Genomic DNA, 23,140 nt, shown 5'->3' with positions numbered 1-23,140 from the left:
CATGTAGGGATTATATTTGGAAACACACCGGCCGACAAATCATGAGGAGACATGAACATAAAGGGAATTTTCCGAAAAACCGAGAACTGTTTTTTCGGAGCATTGTACAAAAATGATTTGTTGCGGCACAACGGAAACTTAGGGGAATTTCCCTGTGCCGGATATATAGGGGAATCGTCCGGCCGGTGTAAGTCCATATGAAATTAAACAGCAGCCTTTTCGGAAGCCGGCTCTTCCAGCTTGAGACCGAAGCGCTTTTCGTACTCCTCGGCAAGCTCCTTGCGGAACTTCGGGTGTGCGATGGCGATGAGTTGCTGTGCACGCTCGCGCAGCGTTTTGCCGCGCAGCTGCGCCACGCCGTACTCGGTGACGATATAGTTGACATCGCAGCGGCTGGTCGTGACCGGCGCACCTTCGGTCAGGTTCGCCACGATCTTGGAGTGCTTGCCGTCCGCGGTGGTGGAGTGCAGCGCGATAATGGACCGACCGCCTTTCGACAGGTTTGCGCCGCGTACGAAGTCCATCTGACCGCCGATACCGGAGATCTGCCGCAGACCGATCGCTTCCGCGCATACCTGACCCTGCAGGTCAACTTCTACGCAGGAGTTGATGGAGACCACGTTGTCATTTTCCGAAATGACCGCCGGATTGTTGCACACATCGACCGGCAGCATGTTGATGATCGGGTTATTATCGACATATTTGTACAGCTTCTTGGTGCCCATCAGGAAGGTAACACATACCTTGCAGACATCACGCTGCTTGCGCTTGCCGTTGATAACGCCGCTTTCAAGCAGCGGAAGCACGCCGTCCGAGATCATCTCGGTGTGCAGACCGAGATCCTTTTTGTCGCCGAGGAACGAGCATACCGCGTCCGGCACAGCGCCGATACCAAGCTGCAGGCAGTCGCCGTCCCGGATCAGGTCGGCAACATATCTGCCGATGGCGCGGTCTTCCTCGCCGATGACCGGCGGTCTGGACTCGGGCAGCGGCTCCCATGCGCACAGGAAGCCGTCGATCTCGGAAACATGAATGAAGCTCTCTCCATAGGTGCGCGGCATATTCGGATTGATCTCTGCAATGACCGTCTTTGCGGATTTTACTGCCTGCAGGCTGTAATCGCAGGACAGACCGAGCGAAACATAACCGCGCTCGTCCGGAGGCGAACAGGTGAAGGCAAAAACGTCGATCGGCAGCGTACCGTCGCGGAACATGCGCGGTACGTCCGAGAAGAACACCGGCGTGTAGTCTGCACGGTGCTCCGCAATTGCCTTGCGCGCCGGACCGCCGACAAACAGTGCATTGTGGCGGAAGTGGCTCTCCATGCCCGGCTGGAGATACTCGCCCGAGCCGAGGTAAACCATGTGCGCGACCTCGACATCATGGAACTGCTCCGCCATTTCTGCCATGGTGCGCTGGAAGATGATCGGTTCGCCGACCGCGTGACCGAATACAACGCGGTCGCCGTCATGGATCAGACCAACTGCCTGCTCCGGTGTCAGCGTGTGCTCCTGATAATATTTTGTCCATTCCATAACCGTTCCTCCTTGGGTTTAGAACGCCTTCTGGTAGATGTTAAGCAGATCTTCCTCGGTCAGCTCCACATAGTTGTTGCCGAGCAGACGCTGCTGGGTTTCGATGACGCTCTTTGCAAATGCCGGCAGCTCGTCTTCGGTGACACCGTGCTCGCGCAGCGGCGCCTTTTTGAGCACATCGTCCATCAGCTCGTACAGCGCGTTGAGCGCGAATACCGGCTGGGTGCCCAGCTCGGCTGCAAGCAGCTTTTCCAGCTGATTAATCTTGCCGACCGGCTTTTTCTGCTGGTACTTGCGCATAACGTCCGCAAACATCAGCTGATTTGCCTGTCCGTGCGGAATGTGGTGCACGCCGCCGAGCGGATACGCCATCGCATGAACTGCCGCGCAGCCTGCGTGACCGAAGGCAATGCCGGCGTAGTTGGAGGCGCGCAGGAATTCAAGCGCGTGCTCCTTCCATGCGTCCTTGCCGCCCTTCTGTACGGCGTCCTTCCAGCAGGAAAGAATGAGGTGCAGCGCCTTTTCCGAGAACAGTTCGCTCAGTGCGCATGCGTTCGGAGAAAGGTAGCTTTCTACGGCGTGGACCATTGCGTCAATGGACGAGGTCGCAAACACCGGATAGGGCAGACTGTTCAGCATTGCCGGAATGAGGACGGCTTCGTCCGCAAACATGGTGGGCGATACCAGACCGACCTTGACGCCCTTGGTCGTACGGTTGATGATAGAAATGTTGGTCACTTCCGAACCGGTGCCGCAGGTGGTCGGTACGATGAACAGCTTGTGCACCTTGCGCAGACCGGACATATTGTCATACAGGCTGTCCACGTTGTCCGTGCTGTCCACAACGGCAAGCACCTTGGCGATATCAATGATCGTGCCGCCGCCGACCGCGATAATGCGGTCAAACTTCTTGCCACGCAGGCTGTCGAGGATCGCGTCTACCATGATGTCGGTCGGCTCGCCGCCGCCGAACTTCTCCTGAAAACAGGTGTGGCAGCCGAGGTTCAGCGCCGCGATTGTGGGTTCGTAAATGTATTCGTTGGTCAGGATCAGGTCGGTGGGACCGAGGTTTATTTCCTTCGCAAATGCCGCAAAATCGCTGTATTCCGCGATCGCCGGCACGATCTTAAAGCTTTTCATATCGTACATCTCCTGTTGCTGGTGAAAATAAAAGCTGTGATTCTATTTTTATGCTTCGTGCGGTTTTTCTTCGGAAATTCGATCGGAAGCGTGGTTTCGATCGAAAGACTAAAAGCCGCCCGCTCTGAAACAGGCGGCTTTACAATAGGCTTGTCTTATCTATTATTACGCCGAAACTTGCATTGCTCTACCCTGTTCATGACACGGCGCTGCATCACCGTGTCATGCCGGGGTTAGAAGAAAAAAGGTGTGAATCAGAATGTGCCAAGGGGTTTAAGGGAATTGAGTATTGAGTACATAGTAGCATTGTAGCATTGGAAAGAGAGATAAAATTAAAATAGGAGTGTATTGCAATACAAGTTCGGCACATTCCTGCAAATTAATGTTTGCGCTGAAGAACGCGGTGCACTGCCGCAGCGATGTTCTCGTCCGTCAGTCCGAAGCGCTCGCGCAGATAATCTACCGGACCTACCTCGCCGAACTCGTCCTGTACGCCGACCATTTCGACCGGAGCCGGGTTGTGCTTTGCCAGCACCTCGCTCACCGCAGAACCAAGACCGTTGATCACGTTGTGGTTCTCTGCCGTAACGATCGCGCCGGTTTCCGCCGCTGCCTCGATGACAGCCTGCTCGTCCAGCGGTTTCCAGGTGAACATATTCAGCACGCGTGCCGAAATGCCCTGCTCCTGCAGGATCTTCGCCGCGCTGATCGCCTCCGCAACACAGTAGCCGCTTGCGATGATGGTAACGTCCTTGCCTTCCCGCAGGTGTACTGCCTTGCCGATGGTGAATGTAGAACCGGGTTCATACACTTTTCTGACGCCCTTGCGCACCAGACGCATGTAGAACATGCCGTAGGTGTCCGCGATCTGCGGCATCAGATTCTTGAGCATTACAATATCCGTCGGCTCCACGACCGTCATGGTCGGAATGCCGCGCATAATGCCCATATCCTCGAACGGCATATGTGTGCCGCCGTTGTACGCTGCCGTAATGCCGGGGTCGGAGCCGACCACCTTGACATTCGCCTTGTTGTATGCGCCGGACATAAAGATCTGGTCGCAGGCGCGGCGCGTGCAGAACGGACCAAACGTGTGCGCAAACGGGATCTTGCCCCAGACCGACAGGCCGCATGCCACGCCGATCATGTTCGCTTCCTGAATGCCGCAGTCCACCGTTCGTTCGGGGAATTGCTTTGCGAAAGGCTTCATGCCCATCGCACTCATAAGGTCTGCGTCAACGGCTACGATCCGGCTGTCCTTTTCCGCCAGCTCGACCATTGCCTCGCAGTAGGCTGTGCGCATATCCGATACGTCATTGCCGTTTTCCTTTGCTAAAATGACCTGATCCATGCTTTCAGCCTCCTTTTACTTGCCTTCGGGCGGCATTGCCGCCTGAATTTCTGCCAGTGCCTCTGCCAGATCCTCCGGCGATACGCCGCGGCTGTGGCTGCCGACCTGACCTGCTGTTTTGCTCCAGCCGTATCCCTTGATCGTATCCAGAACGATCACCGAGGGACAGCCGGTGTTCTTCTTTGCGTTTTCGATGGCTTCGTTGATCTCTGCCACCTCATGGCCGTTTACCGTCTGTGCATACCAGCCGAAGGACGCGAACTTCGCCGCGATATCGCCCAGATTGCACACATCATCGTTATCCGTACGGCCGTCGATCTGCAGCTTGTTGTAGTCAACAAACGCGATCAGATTGTCCAGATGTTTCGTATTGGCGAAAAGCGCCATTTCCCATACCTGACCCTCGTCCAGCTCGCCGTCACCGAGGATAAGATAGGTGTAATTCGGATTGCCGTCCATTTTCATGCCCATCGCAACGCCTGCGGCAGTGGACGCGCCCTGACCCAGAGAGCCGGTGCACATATCAATGCCGGGAGTGTGGTTGCGGTCTGCGTGGCTCGGCAGATCGGTATGCGGCTTGTTGAGCGTTTCCAGCATTTCCATCGGGAAAAATCCCTTGAGCGCTAGCGCTGCATACAAACCGGGACCACAGTGTCCCTTGGAAAGAACCAGCCAGTCGCGGTCCTCCCACTTGGGATTTTCGGGGTCGCACTTGAGCTGCTCCCCATACAGTACGGAGAGAACCTCTGCCATGGACAGTGCGCCTCCCAGATGTCCGGACGGTACATGGGAGATCGCCTTGAGCGTCTCCATTCGGATCTCTCCGGCAAATCGTTTCAGTTCATTGATTCGGGCGTCACTCAGCATAACATAAGCCCTCCTGTTCGTTATAGTTTGAGAGCAGCGGAGGCGAAATGCCTCCGCTATTCTCTTATTTTCGCTGTTTACGCAGCTTTTTCGTCAGTTATCGGGTGAAGATACCTCGCTTGGGCAGCTCGTGTACGGATACCCAGCCCTCGCTCAGCGGCTCCTTGAAGCAGCCTGCAACCTCTTCTGCCGGACGGGTGGTGAAGCCCTCTACCGGTGCGGTGCCTGCCGGATACTTCTCGAGCATTTCCTGGATCATCAGGGTGATGTACTCGCAGATCGCTGCGATCGGGCGCTTTGCCTTGAATGCGTCGCCGCGGCTCGGATAGCCTACGACACCTTCCGGCGTACCGTAACGCTCGATGACGTTGTGGCCTTCGCCTTCGGACCAGGTATGCGGACGTGCGTAAGAGTCAACAGAGGTATCGTAGTGACCTGCCAGCGCCAGATTCTTCGGCTGTGCGTCTACGCATACGCTCATATCTACCATATCCGGGAACAGGAAGTTTGCAACGGCGGTCTCTGCCTCGTCTGCGTGTACGAAGTGGGTGGTCAGAGAATCCGGCTCGTCGATCGGTACCCAGAACTCACGGATCGCACGGTGCCACTCCAGCTCGGAAACGATCGCCGGCAGCTGATAGCGCTTGAAGAATTCCTGTACAGCGGACTCGAGCATCCACTTATGACCGTGGTTGTTTACCAGAATGAACTTGCGGTAGCCGTCATCCCACAGACCGAGCATGGTGTAGATCAGGGTCTCGCGAACAACTTCCTCGGTCACCATGTAAGTGCCGGGCATTGCAACGTGGTGGTACGGATGGCCGCCGTAGTTGATCGGAGGCAGAGCCAGCGCAACTTCGATACCCATCTTTGCGGTCTTGCGGCGAACGCCTTCGCAGATCTGGGTTACCATGTAGGTATCCAGACCGGACGGGTTGTGAATGCCGTGGTTCTCGGTGGTGCCGATCGGGATCAGGACAACGTCGTTCTTACGGCGCTTCTCCATTGCGATGTGGCGCGGCGTGTTCTGGATGTAGGTGCCGCCCTTGCCCAGTTCGGACTCTGCCGGCAGACCGTAGTCCTCGAGGATCTTGTCGATCTCCTCAACGCTTGCCTCCCAGATACGCTTTTTCAGCAGGCCGCTGCTGGTGTTCTCAAACTGGATGCGCGGGTAATCGGTCATCCACCAGGTCTCGCCCATGATTTCCTTTTTGTAGGTCTTTCTCGACATGATCTGTCTCTCCTTTTTTGGAATTTTTGATTGGATAGATTGAAATGGATCGGAGCTTATATTGGAATAGAATATTTAGAACTCTCGTGCGGTGCAGTACGCCTGGAGCAGCGCATTGATAATGCGGCCCGGACGGTCTGCGTCGCCGATGGAGTATACCGGAATGGTGACGTTCGACGTATCAATGCTGGTCGGGCGCAGACCGCCTGCCAGGATAACGGTATCCGCCGGCAGCTCTACTACGTCGCCGCGGTTCTTGTCCACTACGCGGACAACGCCGTCGTCAATGTTCCAGACCTTGGTGTTCACCATGCTCTTTACGCCGTTTTCCTTGAGCGTTGCGAACAGAATGCGCTTCTCAAAGTCGCCCATGCCGATACCCAGCTCGGGCATCATCTCAACGATGGTAACGTCCTTGTTGTGGAACTTGTCGTTATGGGTAACGGTGATATCCAGATCACCGGCGAAATTCTTCAAACGGTGTACATTCAGCTCGTACTCCTGCGCACCGAAGAACTCTGCGCTCTCGCAGCCGGTCGCGCCGCCGCCGATGATAACGACCTTGTCGCCGGAAATACGCATGATCAGCGGATATGCCGGACCGACTGCCTTGCGCGCCATCTCTACGATCTCGCGGGCAAAGCGGACGCGGTTTTCCAGGCTGCCGCCGTACCAGTCGGTACGCTTGTTGTACAGGGTGGAGAAGAACTCCGGCATGATGTTGCCGTGTGCTGCGTGGAACGTAACGGCGTCAAAGCCGGCGCTCTTTGCGTTGACAACTGCCTGTACGTACTGCTCCTGCATGGCGTGGATATCGTCGATCGTCATCGCATGAACGGCATACTATGCGCCGCGGGAGGTAACATCGGACGGTGCCGGTTCCTCGCCGCCTGAGCTGACCGTTCCGTCTGCACCGAAGTGCGTCAGCTCGATGGCAGCCTTTGCGCCGTAGCGATGGATCTTGTCCACCAGCTTGGAGGAAAGCGGGATATACGAGGTATCCGAAAACTGAGACTGTGCGCCGTGGTTGCGGGAAGTCGGATCAATGGTCGTGGATTCTACCACTACCAGTCCTGCGCCGCCCTTTGCACGCCGTGCATAGTAATCCATCATCAGCTCCATCGGGGAGCCGTCCGTGTTGGAATAGTCGGTATTCATCGGAGGAAACTCAATCCTCGAAGGTCAGCATAACCTTGAATGCTTCTTCCGGATGGTTGATCGCCAGATCCATGCCCTTATCCAGCTCCATGAACGGAATGTGGTGGGTGGTCAGCTCGTCGAAGTTGTAGCGGTCCTTGATCTGGTTCATGAAACGGATGGTGCGCTGCATCCAGTTCTTGGTGCCGCCGGAGCCCTTGATCTTCAGGGTGGACCAGATGGTCTTGCCGATCTCTACCGGAACCTTTCTGCCGATGGAGTGACCGATCAGGTTTACGCGGCAGCTGTGACCTGCAACGTCAAAGATCGCAGCCAGTGCAGCGTTGCTGCCGGACGCCTCAGCGATAACGGAAGGACCGTGGCCGTCGGTTGCTGCCTTGATCTGATCGTAGTAATCCGGATCCATCGGATTGAGAACAACGTCTGCGCCGAACTTGAGTGCGCGCTCGCGGCGAACTGCGTTTACGTCTGCAACAACGACCTTTGCACCCGAAGTCTTAGCAACCATCGCAGCGGACAGACCTACCGGACCTGCGCCCATGATCAGAGCGTAATCGGAAGCGTCGATGTAGCCGCCGTTGCCCCAGATACCAAAGTAGCCGATGGAGAAGGTCTCAACCCAGGCACCCCAGTCATAAGACCAGTCGTCCGGGATCTTGTAAGCGTACTCTTCCTCGATCACGATATACTCGCCCATGCCGCCGGGGGAGTCCGGACGGAAGCCCAGCTCACGGAAATTCAGGCAAGCGGAGGGCATGAGGCCTTCCTTGCAGTTTGCGCAGTGGCCGCAAGCCAGAACGCACTCTGCGGTTACCTTGTCGCCTACCTTGAAGGTGGAAACGTCCGAGCCGATACCGATGACCTGACCGCCTACCTCGTGACCCGGCGTGTACGGTGCAATGTCGTAACGGCCCTCAGCGGACTCGCCCAGATAGCAGTGTACGTCGGAACCGCAGATACCGCATGCCTTCGTCTTGATCAGGATCTGATTGGGCTTGAGCTCCGGCACCTCTACGTTTTCGATTCGGAGGTCCTTCGGACCATGCATAAACGCGATGTTTGCTTTCATGATTTTCTCCTTTCTTATTAGCGCATCTCATCAGTGAAAACCGCCTGCCCGCAGATGATGTAAAGCAAAGATGTTCTTTCTGCTTGATATTGTTCTTTCTGTTTGATATAATGAATATCCGGATCTTGTTGTTACATGATCTGGCGGTGTGAACGCGATGATTTCGCTTGTGCCGGAGCAATCTCTCTGCTTACTTCGGACGATGCAACCTGCCTTGAGGATTTTGGAACATTTGTTGTTTCCTTGTGACTTAAATTATATCTATTTGTCTTGAAAAAACAATAGTAATTTTCAAAATAAATTACTTTTCTGCATATTTTACAATATATTTGTATCTTTTATATGCTAATTGCACATCATTCATACCGTAAAACAGATATCTTTTATCATTCCACGTAAGTAAGTTGCTGCTAACTTATTTGCAGATTATGTTTGCTATATTGTTATCAAAGTCGTATTTCGGCGAAAAATCACCGTAATATATCCTTTTATCATATTGTTACTTTTTTATCAAACTGCGGTGTTTTTCACTTTATTGGTATTGTTATAAAATGAAACAACTTTTTTGTGGCTTTCGTATAATAGTATCTTCTGTTGCCACAATTTCAAAAAGAGAAATCTATTCATATCGTAGAATTGTTAAAAAAAGAACATTATTCACTTGCCTTTTTCGGGCAATTATGCCTATAATAAAGCCATACCAACGAGCCGGTTCAACTCAATACATTATCTTTTTTGCTGCAAGAGGGATAAATCATGGTATGTTTTGTTTCTCTTATGGTATCGGGCAGGATCCCGACACCGCCGGAAGGCAGCAAAACATCTGATCCAAATCAGAGGAGGAAACAATATGGCAAAAGTAGTCGGAATCGGGCATATGAGCTATACCGTTATGGATATGGACAAGAGCCTGCACTTTTACTGCGACCTGCTGGGCGGCAAGCTGCTGACCCAGACGGTTGACGAAGGTCCCGAGCTGGGCAAGTACGTAATGGGCGATATGCTCAAGGATCCCTACGGCAAGCTCAAGGTTGCTATGGTCGATCTCGCCGGTCTGCAGATCGAGTTCCTGCAGTATCTAGTGCCGAAGACCAATGTTCCGTATCACGGCAACCCGTCCATCGCAGGTTCCGCGCATATCGCAGTGAATGTTGACGATATCGAGGGCATTTACAAAAAGCTGAAGGACGAAGGCGTTGTGTTCCACTCCGAAATCAACGACTGTGTCCGCGATGGTGAGCTGGTATGGCGCTGGGTATACTCCCGCGATCCGGACGGTATCTGCTGCGAGATCGTACAGCTCAACGAGGACTCCAATTATGTAAAATCTGCGAAGGCCGCTAAAGACTGACGCAGTTCATTTACAGAGCAAGAAAGAAAAATGACAAGGAAAAGGAGAAATCAACTATGAAGCTGCAGGACAAGGTGCTTTTTGTTACGGGCGCAGCAGGCGGTATCGGCAAGGCAGCTGCAAAGGTATGCGCAGGCTACGGCGCAAAGGTGATCGCCGTTGATATGAATCTGGACGGCGCAGCAGCGACCGCACAGGAGATCAACGAGGCAGGCGGTCAGGCGATCGCCGTACAGGCAAACACCACCGACCGCAAGCAGGTCGCTGCAGCGGTTGAGGCAGGCGTTAAGGCTTTCGGCAAGATCAACTGCCTGTTCAACAACGCCGGTATCTGCCGCTCCAGCCTGCTGATCGACTGCGAGGACGATGTGCTCAACCAGATCGTTGACGTTAACATCAAGGGCGCTTATATCGTAGCTTCCGAGCTGGCAAAGCACATGAAGGTAAACGGCGAAGGCCGCATTATCAGCACTTCCTCTATTTCCGCACTCAAGGAAGAGGCTACCAACGGCTTCTACTGCATGTCCAAGGCTGCTGTTCTGATGATGACCCACGTAATGGCAATGGAGCTGAGCAAGTACGGCGTTACCGCTGTTGCCGTATGCCCGGGTCATATCAATACCCCGCTGCTGCGCAACTCCTTCGTACAGCGCGGCGCTGCGGAAGGCAAGACAGTTGACGAGTACTTCACCGAGATGGAAGGCACCATTCCGATGGGTCGTCTTGCTGAGCCGGAAGAAGTCGGCGAGCTGGTCGCATTCCTGTGCGATGACCGCTCCGCTTACATCAACGGCAACGGTATACTTATTGCCGGTGGCAAGGTAATGGAGTAAAATAGAGAATAAGTAGAGTTCTATTGAGGAGCAGCAGAATTCTGCTGCTCCTCCTCCTTTTTCCCAAAGGGAGGAAAACGGAGGAAAAATGAGAAATTTAAATCCTAATGCGGTGCCTCTGGTCGATCGTCCTGTCTCAGAAAAGAATCTGTCCAGCGTCGGCAACTTCTTCGGTCTGTACGGCGGCGAGCATATCGCTGCAACAGGAGTTTGTTATCGGCGCAACGCTGGTAGCATGGGGCTGCTCTGCGAAATCCATCATTCTGGGTCTGATCATCGGCAACATTCTGGCAATGCTGTCCTTCACCTTCTGCTGTGCTACATTGGGCACCAGCACGCGCCTGACCCTGTACAGCTATCTGAAAAAGATCCTCGGTCCGCACGCACAGAAGGTTTATAACTTAGTATGGAGCCTTTGCAGTATCACGCTTGCGGCGTCCGGTATCTGTGTTTCCAGTACCGCGATCCGTGAGACCGCCGACATTCCGATCCAGCACGAGTGGTACCCGACACACATCGGTTTCCCGATCATTGTTGTCATTCTCGGCATTATCGTTACCATCGTTGCGGCAAACGGCTTTGACGCTTGCGCAAAGTTCTCTTCCACCTGTGTACCCTGGATGATCGCGATCTTCTTCGTCGGCGCTGTTGTAGCGCTCCCGCAGATCGCACAGGCTACCGGCGTGGAGATCAACTCCTTTGCTGATATCTGAAACATCTTCAACAGCAACGTCGGCAGCGGCAACCCGAATGCCGAGCCTTACACCATCGCACATGTTGCCTGCTTCGCTTGGCTGTGCAACCTTGCATGGCACATGGGCTGCAACGATATGGGTCTGTTCCGCTTCGCAAAGAACTATAAGTACGGCTATATCACCGCCATCGGCATGTTTGTCGGTCACTTCTTCGCATGGGTAACGGTTGCGATCATGGGCGCAACGGCAGCAGCTGTTCTGCGCACCTCGCTTTCCGTACTCGATCCGGGCGCTGTTACCAACACCGTATTCGGCATGACCGGTATCTGTGCCGTAGTCGTTGCAGGCTGGACAACCGCAAACCCGACCATTTACCGTTCCGCACTGGCACTCAACACCCTTATGCCCAAGCTTTCGCATAAGCAGGTCACTTATATTGTCGGTGCGCTGATGACCATCCTCGCATGCTTCCCCGGCATGACCAACATCGGCGATATCGTTTCCATCCTCGGCTGGGCAGTCGTCGGCGTCGGCGCGATCTGCATTGTCGAGCACTATCTGTTCCCGAAAATCGGCTACACCCGTTTCTGGTCCATGTACAAGGAGCAGAACATCAACTGGGCAGCCGTTACCACGTGGATCGTCAGCGTTGTATTCGCATTCGCTATGCTGAAGAGCGGTCTGCTGCACCGCAACTTCATCTTCATTCCGGAGTACATCATCTCGGCTGTTCTCTACATCGTTCTCGCCGGCGCAATGGGCGCCCGCGGCAATTACAGCAAGGAGCAGGCAGAGTATGCTGCATTCGAGCAGGCACTGAAGGAACTCGTAGACCGCGACGCAGAAGCGGCTCTGGCAGCAGGCGAAAACAAGCCGGTCAAGAACGCGGGCTTCACCACCGTTCTTTCGGTTATCGCCTATATCGTTCTGGCTGGTATCGTTGTCATCGCACTCATGACCTACATGGGCAGCATGACCGTTGTTACCTTCAAGAGCATTGCATTTATCCTGACCATCTGCTACTTCGTACTGAACGGTATTTCTACCTTCATCAAGTACCGGAACGAGGCGGTTGTCCGTCAGTAAACCAAAGTTATCTAACATCTCCCTTAAAAAGAGCAAGGAGGCAGTGCGTAATGCATTGCCTCCTTTGCTTGAGGCTGTTTTTAACAGCCTCTCGATCGAAGAAAAACCCGGCTTTCCGTTATGGGAAAGCCGGGTTTCCGTTATTCTGATTCTGTTTTTTCTTCTGTTTCCGGTGCCTGCTTCTCTTCCGGGACAGGGACCGCGCCGGCGATCGGCGCTACCGTGCTGCGGACGACCAGCTCCGGCATGACCTCGTATTTTGTAATATCGAAGGTCTCCGGCGATTCGATCAGTTCCAGCATTGCCTTTGCGGCGTTCACGCCGTACTGGATCTTGGGGTGTGTCATGGTCGTGATCTTCACATCGAGCGTTGAATACAGACAGTCGTCATAGCCGACGACCGAAATATCTTCCGGCACGCGGACGTTGATCGAGCGCAGATACGGGATCAGCATATAGGCGATACGGTCATCGTGGCAGAAGATCGCCGTTGCCTTTTTCAGCATGCGCATGAGCGGCAGATTGCCGGTCGGCTGGAACAGATCCTCTACCTTGCCGCGCTGCGTCCAGATCTCCAGCTCCTCGCTGTGCGAAATGCCGCGCGCGTTCAGCGCGTCCAGCATGCCCAGATAGCGCGACTGACCGGTCTGCTCGTGAAAGGCAAAGATCGTGCCGATCTGCGTATGACCCTGATCCAGCAGATAGTCGGTCAGAATGCGTCCGCCTTCTCGGTCATGCAGAGAAAGCGCGGGTGCAAGCGTGGAATAATCCTTGTGCAGGAAGATCAGCGGCGTTTTCTGCATGATCTGGTCATAGACCTCGTAATTATACGAGATCATCGCCGGATTGACCGGCTCCAGCAGAATGCCCGCCGGCTTTGCCGCCAGCAGATTACCGAGCAGCTTGCGCTCGTTATTATAATCGTTATCGCTGAACATCATGTTCAGCAGATAGCCCTTGCTCGCCAGATATTCCGAAGCGCCGCGCACGATCTCCGGAAAGATGTAAAGCTGCGCGCCGCTCAGCATAATGCCGATCAGCTTGTTTGCCGGTGCTGCCGGCTCGGGTTTTTCGGGTGCAAGCTCCTCTGCCCGTTCGGTAACGTAGGTACCGCTGCCCTGGATCCGGTGCAGATAGCCTTCCTCCTCCAGCATGAGCACCGCCTGCCGCACCGTGCGGCGGCTGAGCGCGAACTGCTCCGCCAGATCAGATTCTGTCGGTATTTTCTGTCCGGCAAGAAATGTGCCATTCTTCAGTTGGTCTTTCAGCCAGTCGGCTAACTGTTTGTACTTAAAATTTGCCATAGTTATCGTCCTATATCAAAAAATGGTATCAATTCCCCTATATATCATCTCTTGCCCGTAACAATATTGTATCATATTTCAGAGGGCGGTGCAAGCATTTGATATAGAACTATTCTGTATATTTTGATACGAAAAACCGCGTTTTTATACGCCTGTCATGGAATCGCGGTACGCCTGCATGCGCGCCTCGTCCTCGTCGGTCGTTTCATCGCGGATCCGGCGCAGCTGCGGCAGAACGTCCGCCTTTTCCTTCTGCAGGTCGATGTCAAAGGTGATCCGCGTTGTGTTCGGCACCTGAAATACGCGGATATCGTTTTTCATCTTGTCCAGCAGGGTGATAAGCTCGTCCAGACGTTCGCGCTCGCCCATTTCGACAAATTCGCCGCGGGCACGCTCCTCATACAGCTCGGTACCCGGCAGCACGGAAACCGTGGTCAGGAACAGGTAATACGGGTGCAGCTGATTGAGCAGCACGGCAGTGCGATACGCGGTTTCGATTCCGTGCCCTTTTCCGGTAAGTCCGCCCAGATAAATCACGCGGTAGCGCACGCCTGCCTGCTCCAGACGGCGTCAGCCCTCCAGAATATCGGCAGCGGTGTATCCCTTGTTGACATGGCGGAGCACATCATCATCGCCGCTTTCAATGCCGATGACCAGATCGTCCCAGCCGAGGTCGCGCAGATACCGCATTTCCTCCACCGTCTTGCGGTTCAGGTCGTCCACGCGGGCATAGGTCGCCAGCGGCGTGTTCGGGAAATATTTCTTGAACAGACGTCCCAGCTCTGCCAAACGCTCGGTAGACATGGCATACGGGTTGCCGCCGGACGCCCAGATCCGTCCCGGGTCGTCCGTGTAGCGGCGTGCCTCCTGCAGATCCGCCTCGACCTGCTCCAGCGGCGCCATGCGGAACGGATAGCCGTGGTAAAAGTTGCAGAACGTGCAGCTGTTGTGCGTGCAGCCGACTGTTACCTCCACAAACAGGTCATTCGCCTCGGTATGCGGTCTGATGATCGGACCGTTATAATGCATTGAAGATCCTTCCTTTCGATTGATTTATATTTCACGAAATGTAGATTTATTCAGTTCAAGAGAAGGGCAGGATCGCTCCTGCCCATGCAGACAGAATATTACAGCCGGTGCTCGATGTAGTCCCGCAGTTCGCGGATGGTCTGCTCATTGCGTCGGTAATAGGTCCACTTGCCGTAACGGCGGGATTCCAGCAGGCCTGCCTTATGCAGCAGATCCAGATAGTGCGACATCGTGCTCTGCGCCACTGCCGCCTTATCGCACAGCGAGCCGACGCACACGCCGCCCTCGAAGGACTCTCCTTCCGGAATGTGCAGTCCCTGCGGAGGAAAATGCGCGCCCGGGTCGCGCAGCCACAGCATAATATTCAGCCGGGTCTCATTGCCCAGCGCTTTGCAAATTTCAATTATATCCATGCGTCTATTATATCGCGTTTTCGCGATATGTCAATATGTACTCTTCAAGTTTCCCTTTTGATGGTCTCAAAACCTTCAAGTATTGCCACCGATTGCAAAACTCAGCGTCATAAGTTATAATAGAGATATCAAAACCTATATTCAAAACTCGCGGTGTCAAAACCGGGAAAATGGAGGGATTGGCATGATATTCGGCTACGCGAGAGTATCCACCAAAACGCAGGCGCGCGACGGCAACAGTCTGGAGGCGCAGCAGGCGGCGCTGACGGCGGCGGGCGCGGAAAAAATCTACACGGACACGTTCACCGGCACCAAGATGGACCGACCGGAGTTCGACAGGCTGCGGGCGCAGCTGCGAAAAGGCGATGTGCTCATCGTGACAAAGCTCGACCGCCTCGCGCGGTCGGTGTCGCAGGCGTCCGGCCTCATCACCGAGATGATCGACGAGGGCATCACCATCAACGTATTGAACCTTGGCATCCTGTCCAACGACTCGGTGAACACGCTGCTGCGCAACGTGCTGCTGTCATTCGCGCAGTTCGAGCGCGACATGATCGTGCAGCGCACGCAGGAGGGCAAGGCGGTCGCGCGCGCCACCGACCCGAATTTCCGTGAAGGCCGTCCGCCCAAGTTCGACACCGAGCAGCTCGACAATGCAATGGCTCTGCTTGAGGACCATTCCTACGCACAGGTCGTCAAGCTCACCGGCATCAGCAAGTCTACGCTCATCCGGGAGAGGAAGCGGAGGCAGCTTTTTGCAATCTGCGAACCATTCGCATATTGACAAACCGAAAACCTGTGTTATAATAATTTGCGAATCGTTCGCAGATTGGAGGGGCAGCTATGCCAAAATACAGCACCCAGCAGCGAAAGGCGCTGCTGCACTATCTGAGCGAACACCCGGACGAGCATCTGTCCACCCGGCAGATCGCGCAGGCGCTCGCCGCTGAAAAGATCAGCCTGAGCGCAGTTTACCGCAATCTTGCGGCACTCGAAGCTGAGGGGAAAGTGCGCCGCTGTGCCAGACCCGGCACACGCGAGGTATTCTATCAATACACCGATGCCGCGCCGTGCAAGGGCGTGCTGCACATGACCTGCACCCAATGCGGACAGACCTTTCACCTGTCCGAGCAAACTGCCGCATGGCTCACCGCGCAGCTGGACGAACGCGAGGGTTTTTCGCTCGACTGCGGCGAAACCGTGCTGTTCGGCGTGTGCAGAAGCTGCCGCAAATAAAACCGTTATCACGTTATCAAAGGAGGGACACAACATGAAAAAGCATCTCAGAATTGCGAAAATCCTGCTGGCGGTGCTGCTGCTGGCTGCCATGCTGTGCCCTCTTATCTTCATCACCGCAGAGGCCGACCATGACTGCACCGGCGCGGACTGCGCCATCTGCCACCAGATCAACCTCTGCGAAAACCTGCTGAACAGCCTTGGCACTGCCACGGCTGTCTGTGCTGCCGCTGCGGCAGTGGTGTATCTTCTGTGCCGCATGATCACGCTCGGTGCGGAAACCGATTGCACATTTACGCTCGTTTCCCTCAAGGTAAAGCTCTCGAATTAAATATGGGTAATACAGGGGTAAGGCTTGCTTTTTGGGCAGGTCTGTGCGGCTTTGCCGCTGCCCTTGTATTTTTGCGCCCATTTTTAGAAAAATTCGGAGGTTTATCTCATTATGAAACGTATTTTATCCCTGATTTTAGCCTGCACCGTGTCACTCGGTATGCTGACCGGCTGCGGCAACACGCTGCTCATCGAGAAGGACAGCGGCAAACTGAAGGTCGTTACCACCATTTTTCCGGAATACGACTGGGTCCGCCAGATTCTCGGCGACAAAGCAGATGATGCCGATATTACCATGCTGCTCGACAACGGCGTTGACCTGCACAGCTATCAGCCGACCGCAGACGATATTGTAAAGATTGCCGACTGCGACCTGTTCCTTTATGTCGGCGGCGAGTCGGACGGCTGGGTCGATGATGCACTGGCAGGCGCGGCGAACAAGGACAGGAGGGTCATCAACCTGCTCGATGTGCTCAAGGATACCGTCAAGACCGAGGAGGCCATGCCGGGCATGCAGGCCGAGGAAGGCCATAATCACGGCTATTCGCATTTTGACGACAGCGATGTACAGGAGCGCACTCTGTCCGACTGGGACGGCGACTGGCAGTCTGTCTATCCGTTCCTGACGAACGGCACGCTCGATGAGGTCATGGAACGCAAGGCGGAGAACGGCGACAAGACCGCCGAGGAATACCGCGCCTATTACGAAACCGGCTATAAGACCGATGTTTCCCAGATTACGATCGATTCCGCAAACAATACCATGTGCTTTGTCAAAAACGGCATTGCCGCAAAAGGCGTTTACCAGTACAAGGGACATCAGATCTACGACTACGAATCCGGCAGCCGCGGCGTGCGCTATTTCTTTCAAAAGACCGGCGGCGATGCCGATGCACCGAAGTTCGTTCAGTTCAGCGACCACGGCATCGCTCCGGGCAAGGCCGAGCACTTTCATATCTTTGCCGGCAATGACAGCTTTGATGCGCTGTCGCAGGAAATGGAGAACTGGCCGACTTACTATCCGGCGGATATGAGCGGCGAGGAAATCAAGGAAGATATGCTCGAGCACGAGGAAAAAGAGTACGACGAGCACGTCTGGCTGTCGCTGAAGAATGCGGAAACGCTGTGCGAGGCCATCGCGAACGCGCTCGAGGAGCTGGACGAGCAGAACAAGGACACCTATGCGGCCAATCTGACCGCTTACACCGACCGGCTTGCAGCGCTGGATGCCGCGTATCAGACCGCCGTGGACACCGGCAAGCGCAAGACCGTTCTGTTCGGGGACCGTTTCCCGTTCCGCTATCTGGTGGATGATTACGGCCTGAGCTACTATGCCGCCTTTGCGGGCTGCTCGGCTGAGAGCGAAGCCAGCTTTGAAACCGTGTCGTTCCTTGCGAAAAAGGTAGATGCGCTCAGCCTGCCGTGCGTGCTGACCATCGAGGGAAAGCAGCATAAAATTGCCGATACCATCGTGCAGAACACCAAGGCAAAGAATCAGCCCATCCTGACGATGGACTCCATGCAGGCCACCACCTCGGAGGATGCTGCCAACGGCACGACCTATCTCGGCGTGATGGAAAACAACCTCGGCGTGCTCAAGCAGGCACTGAATTAAGGGAGGATTTTTGATATGACTCAGCTCACCTGTCAAAATCTCTCGGTCGGCTACGGCGGCAAAGCCGTACTGCGTGACCTGAATTTTACGGTCCGCGCAGGCGATTATCTGTGTATTGTGGGGGAAAACGGTTCCGGCAAGAGCACACTGATGAAAACCATTCTCGGCCTGCTGCCGCCGGTCGGCGGATCGCTCGCGGCAGGTCACGGGCTGAGAAAAAACACCATTGGCTATCTGCCGCAGCAGACCGATGTGCAGAAGGATTTTCCGGCTTCGGTGCGGGAAATCGTCCTGTCCGGCTGTCAGGCGCGGTGCGGACTGCGCCCGTTCTACCGCAGAGCGGAAAAGCAGCTTGCCGCCGATGCGATGGAGAAAATGCACATCACGCCGCTTGCAAAGCGCTGCTACCGCGAACTTTCCGGCGGACAGCAGCAGCGCGTGCTGCTCGCGCGCGCCCTGTGCGCCACCCGTAAAATCCTGCTGCTCGATGAGCCTGTGACCGGCCTGGACCCCAAAGCTGCCGCCGAAATGTACGCGCTCATCGACCGGCTCAACCGCGAGGACGGCATTACGATTATCATGATCTCGCACGATATTTCCGCCGCCGAGCGCTATGCCACGCATATCCTGCTGACCGGCGATGCGCCGTTTTTCGGCACGCAGGCAGCTTATCAGACCAAATTCGCACCGAAAGGCGGTGATGCACAGTGATGGCTGTTTTCCAGAAACTTTCTGCTTACTGGGCGTATCCGTTCGTGCGCTACGCGCTGATCGTCGGCGTACTCATTGCGCTGTGCTCCTCTCTGCTCGGCGTAACGCTCGTACTCAAGCGCTTCTCGTTTATCGGTGACGGACTTTCCCATGTGGCGTTCGGCGGTATGTCCATCGCCGCTGTTATCGGCATGACCGATGATATGCCGCTCACGCTCGGCGTTACCGTCGTGTGCGCCATCCTGCTGCTCCGCACCGGACAGAACACTAAAATCAAGGGCGATGCCGCGATCGCGATGCTGTCGGTCGGCTCTCTCGCCTTTGGCTATCTGCTGATGAATCTGTTCTCTACTTCCTCCAACCTGTCCGGCGATGTGTGCAGCACGCTGTTTGGTTCAACCTCGATACTGACTCTGACCCGGGGGGAGGTGCGGCTGTGTGCGGCGCTGTCGGTCGTGGTGGTCATCGTGTTCGTACTGTTTTACAACAAGATCTTCGCCGTCACCTTTGACGAGGCTTTCGCCAAGGCGGTCGATACAAAAGCGAACCTGTACAATCTGCTCATCGCGGTAACGATCGCGGTCGTTATCGTGCTGGCGATGAATCTGGTCGGCTCGCTGCTCATTTCCGCGCTCGTTATTTTTCCGGCGCTTTCAGCGATGCGCGTGTATCAGAGCTTTCGCTCGGTGACGATCTGCTCGGCGGTGCTGTCGGTGTTCTGCGCGGTGTGCGGCATCCTGCTGTCCATTCTGGCGGGCACGCCGGTCGGCTCGACCATCGTTGCGGTGGATATCGCGGCGTTCGGCCTGTTTACGCTGGCGGGACGGCTGAAAGGCGGTGCATCGGCATGAGAAAAACGCTTTGCGCGCTGCTCTCCGGTGTTCTGGCGCTCTCGCTCTGCGCCTGCGGTCAGCCAGTCGAGGATATCCGGACCGACACGCAGCAGACTGCCGCAGCAGATACCCAATCCGGCGCCGGTGATACGGTTGACCTGACCGAGCTCAGCGACACGATGCTCTATTCCGAGCTGGCGAACATCCTGTATTACGACCCGGACAGCTATTTCGGAAAGACCATCAAAATGACCGGACGGTTCGGCGTATACGAGCAGCTGGACGGGAACGGCAATCAGATTCCGGATACGCCGGTGCAGGTGGTATGCGTTGTCACGGATGCGACCGCCTGCTGTGCACAGGGTCTGGAATTTGTCTGCAGGGACGATAAGACCTATCCGGACGATTATCCGGCGCGCGGCGCGGATATCACGGTTACCGGGGAGTTCGAGTCGTATAAGGATGCGGACGGGTTCACCTGCTATCGGCTGGTCAATGCGGTGTTGTCTTAAAACATAAAAAGAGTTGGCATCAGCCAGATTATCTGCTGATGCCAACTCTTTTGCTGTATAGAAGTAATCTGATACTGACAGTTAGAATCAAATATTCCGCCGCTTCCTCTTGCGGATGAGCGTGGACTTGCTGATGCCGGTCAGCTGCACGACCTGCACATCCTCTGCCGCACGGCAGCAAAACCTTGAAAATGTGATTTACTCATAACAACTCGCTCATAAAATGTGAATCAACTAAAAATTATCCCTTTAATTTTGTGCGGGCAATTGCATTTCTTCCTCTGCCGGGGTATAATACCCTCAAAGAGGTGAACCCAAATGCTTTATCTAAAACGCAAAATCGACGCTTTTCTGTCGGAATGGAAAGCAAATCCGGATAAAAAGCCGCTTATCGTCAAAGGGCCGCGGCAGGTCGGCAAGACCGAATCCATTCGGCGCTTTGCCGAGGGCAACTACACGAGCGTTATCATGATCAATTTCGTGGAGGAGCCAAAGTACAAAATGATCACCGCGGACGGCTACAAAGCGGCGGATATCATCAAAAATATCTCGCGCATCGACCCTTCTAAGCGTTTTATTGAGGGTGAAACCCTGATTTTCTTCGATGAACTGCAGGAGTTTCCCGACATTGCGACCGCGCTCAAATTCTTCAAGATCGACGGCCGGTTCGACGTCATTTGCAGCGGTTCCATGCTTGGTCTCAACTACCGTAAAATTGAGAGCAACAGCGTCGGCTACAAGACCGATTACGAAATGTTCTCGCTGGATTTTGAGGAATTTTTGTGGGCCGGCGGCTACGACGATGCCTTTATTGACGATATGCTGACGCACATGCGCACGCTGACGCCGTTCAACGAACTGGAAATGTCGGTCTGCGGCGAGCTGTTCCTCAACTACTGCATTCTCGGCGGCATGCCCGCCGTTGTCCGCGAGTTCATCGAAAAGGGCACGTTTGAAGGCTCACTCGAAACCCAGCGCCAGCTGATCTCGGACTACAAGGAGGACATCCGCAAATACGCGGACGGCATGGACCAGACCCGCATTTTGAATGTGTTTCAGCACATCCCGGTCCAGCTTGCCAAGGACAACAAGAAATTCCAGATTTCCAAGGTCGCCTCCGGTGCGCGTTTCCGCGATTACCGCGGCTGCATTGAATGGCTGAACGATGCCGGTATGGTCAACATCTGCTACTGTCTGAATTTCCCCGAACTGCCGCTCAAGGGCAATTACGACGAGACAAAGTACAAGCTGTATTTTGCGGACAGCGGCCTGCTCGTCGCCATGCTCGATGAGGAGGCGCAGGAGGACTTGCGCGCCAACAAAAACCTCGGCGTGTACAAGGGTGCGCTGTATGAGAATGTGGTCGGTGAGGCGCTCGTCAAGGCCGGGTATCAGCTGTATTACTACAAGCGCGAGGACTCTACGCTCGAGCAGGATTTCTTCGTCCGCACGGCATCCGCGCTCATTCCGGTCGAGGTCAAGGCCCAGAGAGGTACGGCGAAATCTCTGCGCACGCTCATCACCAGCGATAAGTATGAGGATATTCACTATGGCATCAAATTTACCGCCGGAAATGTCGGGTTTAGTGACGATATTTATACGTTCCCGTACTTTTGCGCGTTTTTGCTCAAACGGTATCTGGCGGGGGCGCAGAGCGAAAAGTTGTAACTTTGTGACGTTGTAACTTTATAACTTTACACTCTGATTGGTATAGAAAAAAGAGAAACTGCAACCGCAGACGCATAACAGCTATTCACCGGTGTATGTTGCCTTAATATCAAACACAAAATTCCGCCTGAATACCATAGCTTCCGTCGGGATTTCCTGCATATAAAGTTCCAGCGTTACTCTTATGATATACCTGTGCAGTTGTAACGTTAAAACTGTGTAACTTTATAACGTTATATCTCTTTATTAATTCAGAAATTCATTCAGACCGTGTATTTCTTACTCTTTTCTGTCAGGAAGATGGAGCAGTGAAGTATGAATAAAGCAGTTTTCCGGTTGATGATTTGTTACCTGCTAAAAAGGAAGAGCCCCCTCACGAATGGGATACAACCTTTGATCGCAAAAACTGACATAAACTTTTGAACATTTTTATGAACGCCAATCCAAGCAATAAAACCCGGAGCACACAGCTTGAAATTCAGCTGTGTGCTCCGGGTTTTGTTTATTGAGAAGAAAAAGTGTGGTATGGTCTGACAAGCAACGGATTTGCTGGTGCAAATCCAGCTTGACGGTTGGAAGCCCCGTGCCCCCCGTTTTTCAGCCGCACGGCGGGACCGCGTCAAGTAATGTTCGCAAAAAGGGCTTCTTAAAAAATGAGGTTAGGCTGCGGTGGTAAGAGTTGCCGCAATGGATTCCTGGCTGAGATAAGCTCTGGAGACAGACCAGTCCTCAGCGTATTCCATGAGATACGTTGTCACCAGACGAACATAGGAACTTTCATTCGGAAAGATTCCGACCACGCTGGTATGAGGCACCGGGAAAGGACTCGCGGATTGCCGAAACCAGCCCAGAGTGAGCATCTGAAATGATAAGCTTGGGCGTAGACAGACCACGATCCTTCAAATTCTGAAACAGCACTCCATAGGAGCTCCTGGATTCCTCGACCATAGGTTCAACGGCGATGATGTTTCGATGTCCATTTTCGTCCACACCGCATACGATAAGCACCGCTATGCTGACAATTCTGGCATCTACACGAACTTTTTCGTACAGTGCGTCCACCCACAAAACCGGGTACACCGTACCGGCAAGAGAGCGATTACGGAACTCCTCGACTCCGGTCGAAGAGTTCTTATATTGGCAGCAACGCGCAGTCCTTAGCCGTGCGCGGAG

The 23,140-nt window shown here is 54.4% G+C and carries 23 protein-coding genes and 2 pseudogenes; 12 read left to right on the top strand and 13 right to left on the bottom strand.

The genetic code is table 11. The features are described from left to right. Positions 1-203: 203 nt before the first annotated feature. The 8 genes and pseudogenes from DW088_RS14490 to DW088_RS14455 all read right to left on the bottom strand — a co-directional run bounded on the left by DW088_RS14490 (position 204) and on the right by DW088_RS14455 (position 8,351). Positions 204-1,535: an acetyl-CoA hydrolase/transferase family protein gene (locus tag DW088_RS14490; RefSeq protein WP_118361640.1), complete on the bottom strand. Its 1,332-nt coding sequence runs from the start codon at positions 1,533-1,535 to the stop codon at positions 204-206. An 18-nt stretch (positions 1,536-1,553) separates the two neighbouring features. After that, positions 1,554-2,675, bottom strand: a complete 1,122-nt coding sequence (locus DW088_RS14485; RefSeq protein ID WP_118361638.1) for a 4-hydroxybutyrate dehydrogenase — start codon at positions 2,673-2,675, stop codon at positions 1,554-1,556. Between the two features lie 379 nt (positions 2,676-3,054). Next, a complete protein-coding gene (locus DW088_RS14480) occupies positions 3,055-4,026 on the bottom strand; it encodes a transketolase family protein (protein WP_118361636.1) in 972 nt (323 codons plus the stop codon). A 15-nt stretch (positions 4,027-4,041) separates the two neighbouring features. Further along, complete coding sequence (locus DW088_RS14475) at positions 4,042-4,893, bottom strand: transketolase (RefSeq protein WP_118361634.1); 852 nt, start codon at positions 4,891-4,893, stop codon at positions 4,042-4,044. A 97-nt stretch (positions 4,894-4,990) separates the two neighbouring features. Next, positions 4,991-6,124: a 3-dehydro-scyllo-inosose hydrolase gene (gene iolN / locus DW088_RS14470; RefSeq protein WP_243029977.1), complete on the bottom strand. Its 1,134-nt coding sequence runs from the start codon at positions 6,122-6,124 to the stop codon at positions 4,991-4,993. A gap of 75 nt (positions 6,125-6,199) precedes the next feature. Continuing rightward, on the bottom strand, positions 6,200-6,706 hold the full coding sequence (locus tag DW088_RS14465) for an FAD-dependent oxidoreductase (protein WP_243029981.1): 507 nt from the start codon (positions 6,704-6,706) through the stop codon (positions 6,200-6,202). A 6-nt stretch (positions 6,707-6,712) separates the two neighbouring features. Further along, positions 6,713-7,246 (bottom strand): annotated as a pseudogene (locus tag DW088_RS16470) (oxidoreductase); the annotation flags it as partial. Between the two features lie 46 nt (positions 7,247-7,292). Next, on the bottom strand, positions 7,293-8,351 hold the full coding sequence (locus DW088_RS14455; RefSeq protein WP_118361628.1) for a zinc-dependent alcohol dehydrogenase: 1,059 nt from the start codon (positions 8,349-8,351) through the stop codon (positions 7,293-7,295). Positions 8,352-9,201: 850 nt separating this feature from the next. Here DW088_RS14455 and DW088_RS14450 point away from each other — a divergent pair. The 4 genes from DW088_RS14450 to DW088_RS14435 all read left to right on the top strand — a co-directional run bounded on the left by DW088_RS14450 (position 9,202) and on the right by DW088_RS14435 (position 12,316). Further along, positions 9,202-9,702, top strand: coding sequence for a VOC family protein (locus DW088_RS14450; protein ID WP_118361626.1), 501 nt, complete (start codon positions 9,202-9,204; stop codon positions 9,700-9,702). A gap of 56 nt (positions 9,703-9,758) precedes the next feature. Further along, positions 9,759-10,535 carry an SDR family NAD(P)-dependent oxidoreductase gene (locus DW088_RS14445; RefSeq protein WP_118361624.1) on the top strand — a complete coding sequence of 259 codons (777 nt, stop codon included), beginning with the start codon at positions 9,759-9,761 and terminating at the stop codon, positions 10,533-10,535. A 107-nt stretch (positions 10,536-10,642) separates the two neighbouring features. Then, positions 10,643-11,248 carry a hypothetical protein gene (locus DW088_RS14440; protein WP_118361622.1) on the top strand — a complete coding sequence of 202 codons (606 nt, stop codon included), beginning with the start codon at positions 10,643-10,645 and terminating at the stop codon, positions 11,246-11,248. Positions 11,249-11,350: 102 nt separating this feature from the next. Further along, positions 11,351-12,316, top strand: a complete 966-nt coding sequence (locus DW088_RS14435) for a hypothetical protein (RefSeq protein WP_147356583.1) — start codon at positions 11,351-11,353, stop codon at positions 12,314-12,316. A gap of 140 nt (positions 12,317-12,456) precedes the next feature. Here the strand turns inward: DW088_RS14435 and DW088_RS14430 are convergent, their stop codons facing one another. The 4 genes from DW088_RS14430 to DW088_RS14415 all read right to left on the bottom strand — a co-directional run bounded on the left by DW088_RS14430 (position 12,457) and on the right by DW088_RS14415 (position 15,062). Further along, on the bottom strand, positions 12,457-13,620 hold the full coding sequence (locus tag DW088_RS14430; RefSeq protein WP_118361618.1) for a GntR family transcriptional regulator: 1,164 nt from the start codon (positions 13,618-13,620) through the stop codon (positions 12,457-12,459). Between the two features lie 144 nt (positions 13,621-13,764). Further along, complete coding sequence (locus tag DW088_RS14425; RefSeq protein ID WP_118361616.1) at positions 13,765-14,169, bottom strand: hypothetical protein; 405 nt, start codon at positions 14,167-14,169, stop codon at positions 13,765-13,767. A 21-nt stretch (positions 14,170-14,190) separates the two neighbouring features. Further along, a complete protein-coding gene (locus tag DW088_RS14420) occupies positions 14,191-14,649 on the bottom strand; it encodes a radical SAM protein (RefSeq protein WP_118361614.1) in 459 nt (152 codons plus the stop codon). Positions 14,650-14,747: 98 nt separating this feature from the next. Then, complete coding sequence (locus DW088_RS14415; protein WP_118361612.1) at positions 14,748-15,062, bottom strand: ArsR/SmtB family transcription factor; 315 nt, start codon at positions 15,060-15,062, stop codon at positions 14,748-14,750. A 184-nt stretch (positions 15,063-15,246) separates the two neighbouring features. Between DW088_RS14415 and DW088_RS14410 the strand changes: the two genes are divergently transcribed. From DW088_RS14410 to DW088_RS14375, 8 genes are all read left to right on the top strand, one after another. Beyond that, entirely contained in the window at positions 15,247-15,846 is a 600-nt protein-coding gene (locus tag DW088_RS14410) for a recombinase family protein (RefSeq protein WP_118361610.1), read from the top strand. A gap of 59 nt (positions 15,847-15,905) precedes the next feature. Further along, positions 15,906-16,298: a Fur family transcriptional regulator gene (locus DW088_RS14405; protein ID WP_118361608.1), complete on the top strand. Its 393-nt coding sequence runs from the start codon at positions 15,906-15,908 to the stop codon at positions 16,296-16,298. Positions 16,299-16,332: 34 nt separating this feature from the next. Next, positions 16,333-16,629, top strand: coding sequence for a hypothetical protein (locus DW088_RS14400; protein ID WP_118361606.1), 297 nt, complete (start codon positions 16,333-16,335; stop codon positions 16,627-16,629). A gap of 111 nt (positions 16,630-16,740) precedes the next feature. After that, complete coding sequence (locus DW088_RS14395) at positions 16,741-18,243, top strand: metal ABC transporter solute-binding protein, Zn/Mn family (RefSeq protein WP_118361604.1); 1,503 nt, start codon at positions 16,741-16,743, stop codon at positions 18,241-18,243. A gap of 15 nt (positions 18,244-18,258) precedes the next feature. Continuing rightward, entirely contained in the window at positions 18,259-18,954 is a 696-nt protein-coding gene (locus DW088_RS14390) for a metal ABC transporter ATP-binding protein (RefSeq protein ID WP_118361602.1), read from the top strand. Continuing rightward, positions 18,954-19,805, top strand: a complete 852-nt coding sequence (locus DW088_RS14385) for a metal ABC transporter permease (protein WP_118361600.1) — start codon at positions 18,954-18,956, stop codon at positions 19,803-19,805. Before DW088_RS14390 ends, DW088_RS14385 begins: the two co-directional genes overlap by 1 nt. After that, positions 19,802-20,299: a hypothetical protein gene (locus DW088_RS14380; RefSeq protein ID WP_118361598.1), complete on the top strand. Its 498-nt coding sequence runs from the start codon at positions 19,802-19,804 to the stop codon at positions 20,297-20,299. Before DW088_RS14385 ends, DW088_RS14380 begins: the two co-directional genes overlap by 4 nt. 318 nt (positions 20,300-20,617) lie before the next feature. After that, entirely contained in the window at positions 20,618-21,967 is a 1,350-nt protein-coding gene (locus DW088_RS14375; protein WP_118361596.1) for an ATP-binding protein, read from the top strand. Positions 21,968-22,765: 798 nt separating this feature from the next. On the opposite strand, the pseudogene DW088_RS14370 reads toward DW088_RS14375, so the two are convergent. Beyond that, positions 22,766-23,140, bottom strand: a pseudogene (locus tag DW088_RS14370) (transposase); the annotation flags it as partial.

Source organism: Butyricicoccus sp. AM05-1, assembly GCF_003474415.1.
Taxonomy (GTDB): Bacteria; Bacillota; Clostridia; order Oscillospirales; family Butyricicoccaceae; genus Agathobaculum; species Agathobaculum butyriciproducens.
This window is presented reverse-complemented; position numbering and strand designations above follow the sequence as displayed.

Coding starts and splice junctions, on each gene's coding strand:
- DW088_RS14475 (WP_118361634.1), bottom strand. CDS start 4,893: ATGCTGAGTGACGCCCGAATCAATGAACTGAAACGATTTGCCGGAGAG.
- DW088_RS14440 (WP_118361622.1), top strand. CDS start 10,643: ATGCGGTGCCTCTGGTCGATCGTCCTGTCTCAGAAAAGAATCTGTCCA.
- DW088_RS14395 (WP_118361604.1), top strand. CDS start 16,741: ATGAAACGTATTTTATCCCTGATTTTAGCCTGCACCGTGTCACTCGGT.
- DW088_RS14380 (WP_118361598.1), top strand. CDS start 19,802: ATGAGAAAAACGCTTTGCGCGCTGCTCTCCGGTGTTCTGGCGCTCTCG.
- DW088_RS14385 (WP_118361600.1), top strand. CDS start 18,954: ATGGCTGTTTTCCAGAAACTTTCTGCTTACTGGGCGTATCCGTTCGTG.
- DW088_RS14435 (WP_147356583.1), top strand. CDS start 11,351: ATGGGCTGCAACGATATGGGTCTGTTCCGCTTCGCAAAGAACTATAAG.
- DW088_RS14415 (WP_118361612.1), bottom strand. CDS start 15,062: ATGGATATAATTGAAATTTGCAAAGCGCTGGGCAATGAGACCCGGCTG.
- DW088_RS14420 (WP_118361614.1), bottom strand. CDS start 14,649: ATGCATTATAACGGTCCGATCATCAGACCGCATACCGAGGCGAATGAC.
- DW088_RS14430 (WP_118361618.1), bottom strand. CDS start 13,620: ATGGCAAATTTTAAGTACAAACAGTTAGCCGACTGGCTGAAAGACCAA.
- DW088_RS14410 (WP_118361610.1), top strand. CDS start 15,247: ATGATATTCGGCTACGCGAGAGTATCCACCAAAACGCAGGCGCGCGAC.
- DW088_RS14480 (WP_118361636.1), bottom strand. CDS start 4,026: ATGGATCAGGTCATTTTAGCAAAGGAAAACGGCAATGACGTATCGGAT.
- iolN (WP_243029977.1), bottom strand. CDS start 6,124: ATGTCGAGAAAGACCTACAAAAAGGAAATCATGGGCGAGACCTGGTGG.
- DW088_RS14405 (WP_118361608.1), top strand. CDS start 15,906: ATGCCAAAATACAGCACCCAGCAGCGAAAGGCGCTGCTGCACTATCTG.
- DW088_RS14465 (WP_243029981.1), bottom strand. CDS start 6,706: ATGCGTATTTCCGGCGACAAGGTCGTTATCATCGGCGGCGGCGCGACC.
- DW088_RS14455 (WP_118361628.1), bottom strand. CDS start 8,351: ATGAAAGCAAACATCGCGTTTATGCATGGTCCGAAGGACCTCCGAATC.
- DW088_RS14490 (WP_118361640.1), bottom strand. CDS start 1,535: ATGGAATGGACAAAATATTATCAGGAGCACACGCTGACACCGGAGCAG.
- DW088_RS14375 (WP_118361596.1), top strand. CDS start 20,618: ATGCTTTATCTAAAACGCAAAATCGACGCTTTTCTGTCGGAATGGAAA.
- DW088_RS14445 (WP_118361624.1), top strand. CDS start 9,759: ATGAAGCTGCAGGACAAGGTGCTTTTTGTTACGGGCGCAGCAGGCGGT.
- DW088_RS14400 (WP_118361606.1), top strand. CDS start 16,333: ATGAAAAAGCATCTCAGAATTGCGAAAATCCTGCTGGCGGTGCTGCTG.
- DW088_RS14485 (WP_118361638.1), bottom strand. CDS start 2,675: ATGAAAAGCTTTAAGATCGTGCCGGCGATCGCGGAATACAGCGATTTT.
- DW088_RS14390 (WP_118361602.1), top strand. CDS start 18,259: ATGACTCAGCTCACCTGTCAAAATCTCTCGGTCGGCTACGGCGGCAAA.
- DW088_RS14450 (WP_118361626.1), top strand. CDS start 9,202: ATGGCAAAAGTAGTCGGAATCGGGCATATGAGCTATACCGTTATGGAT.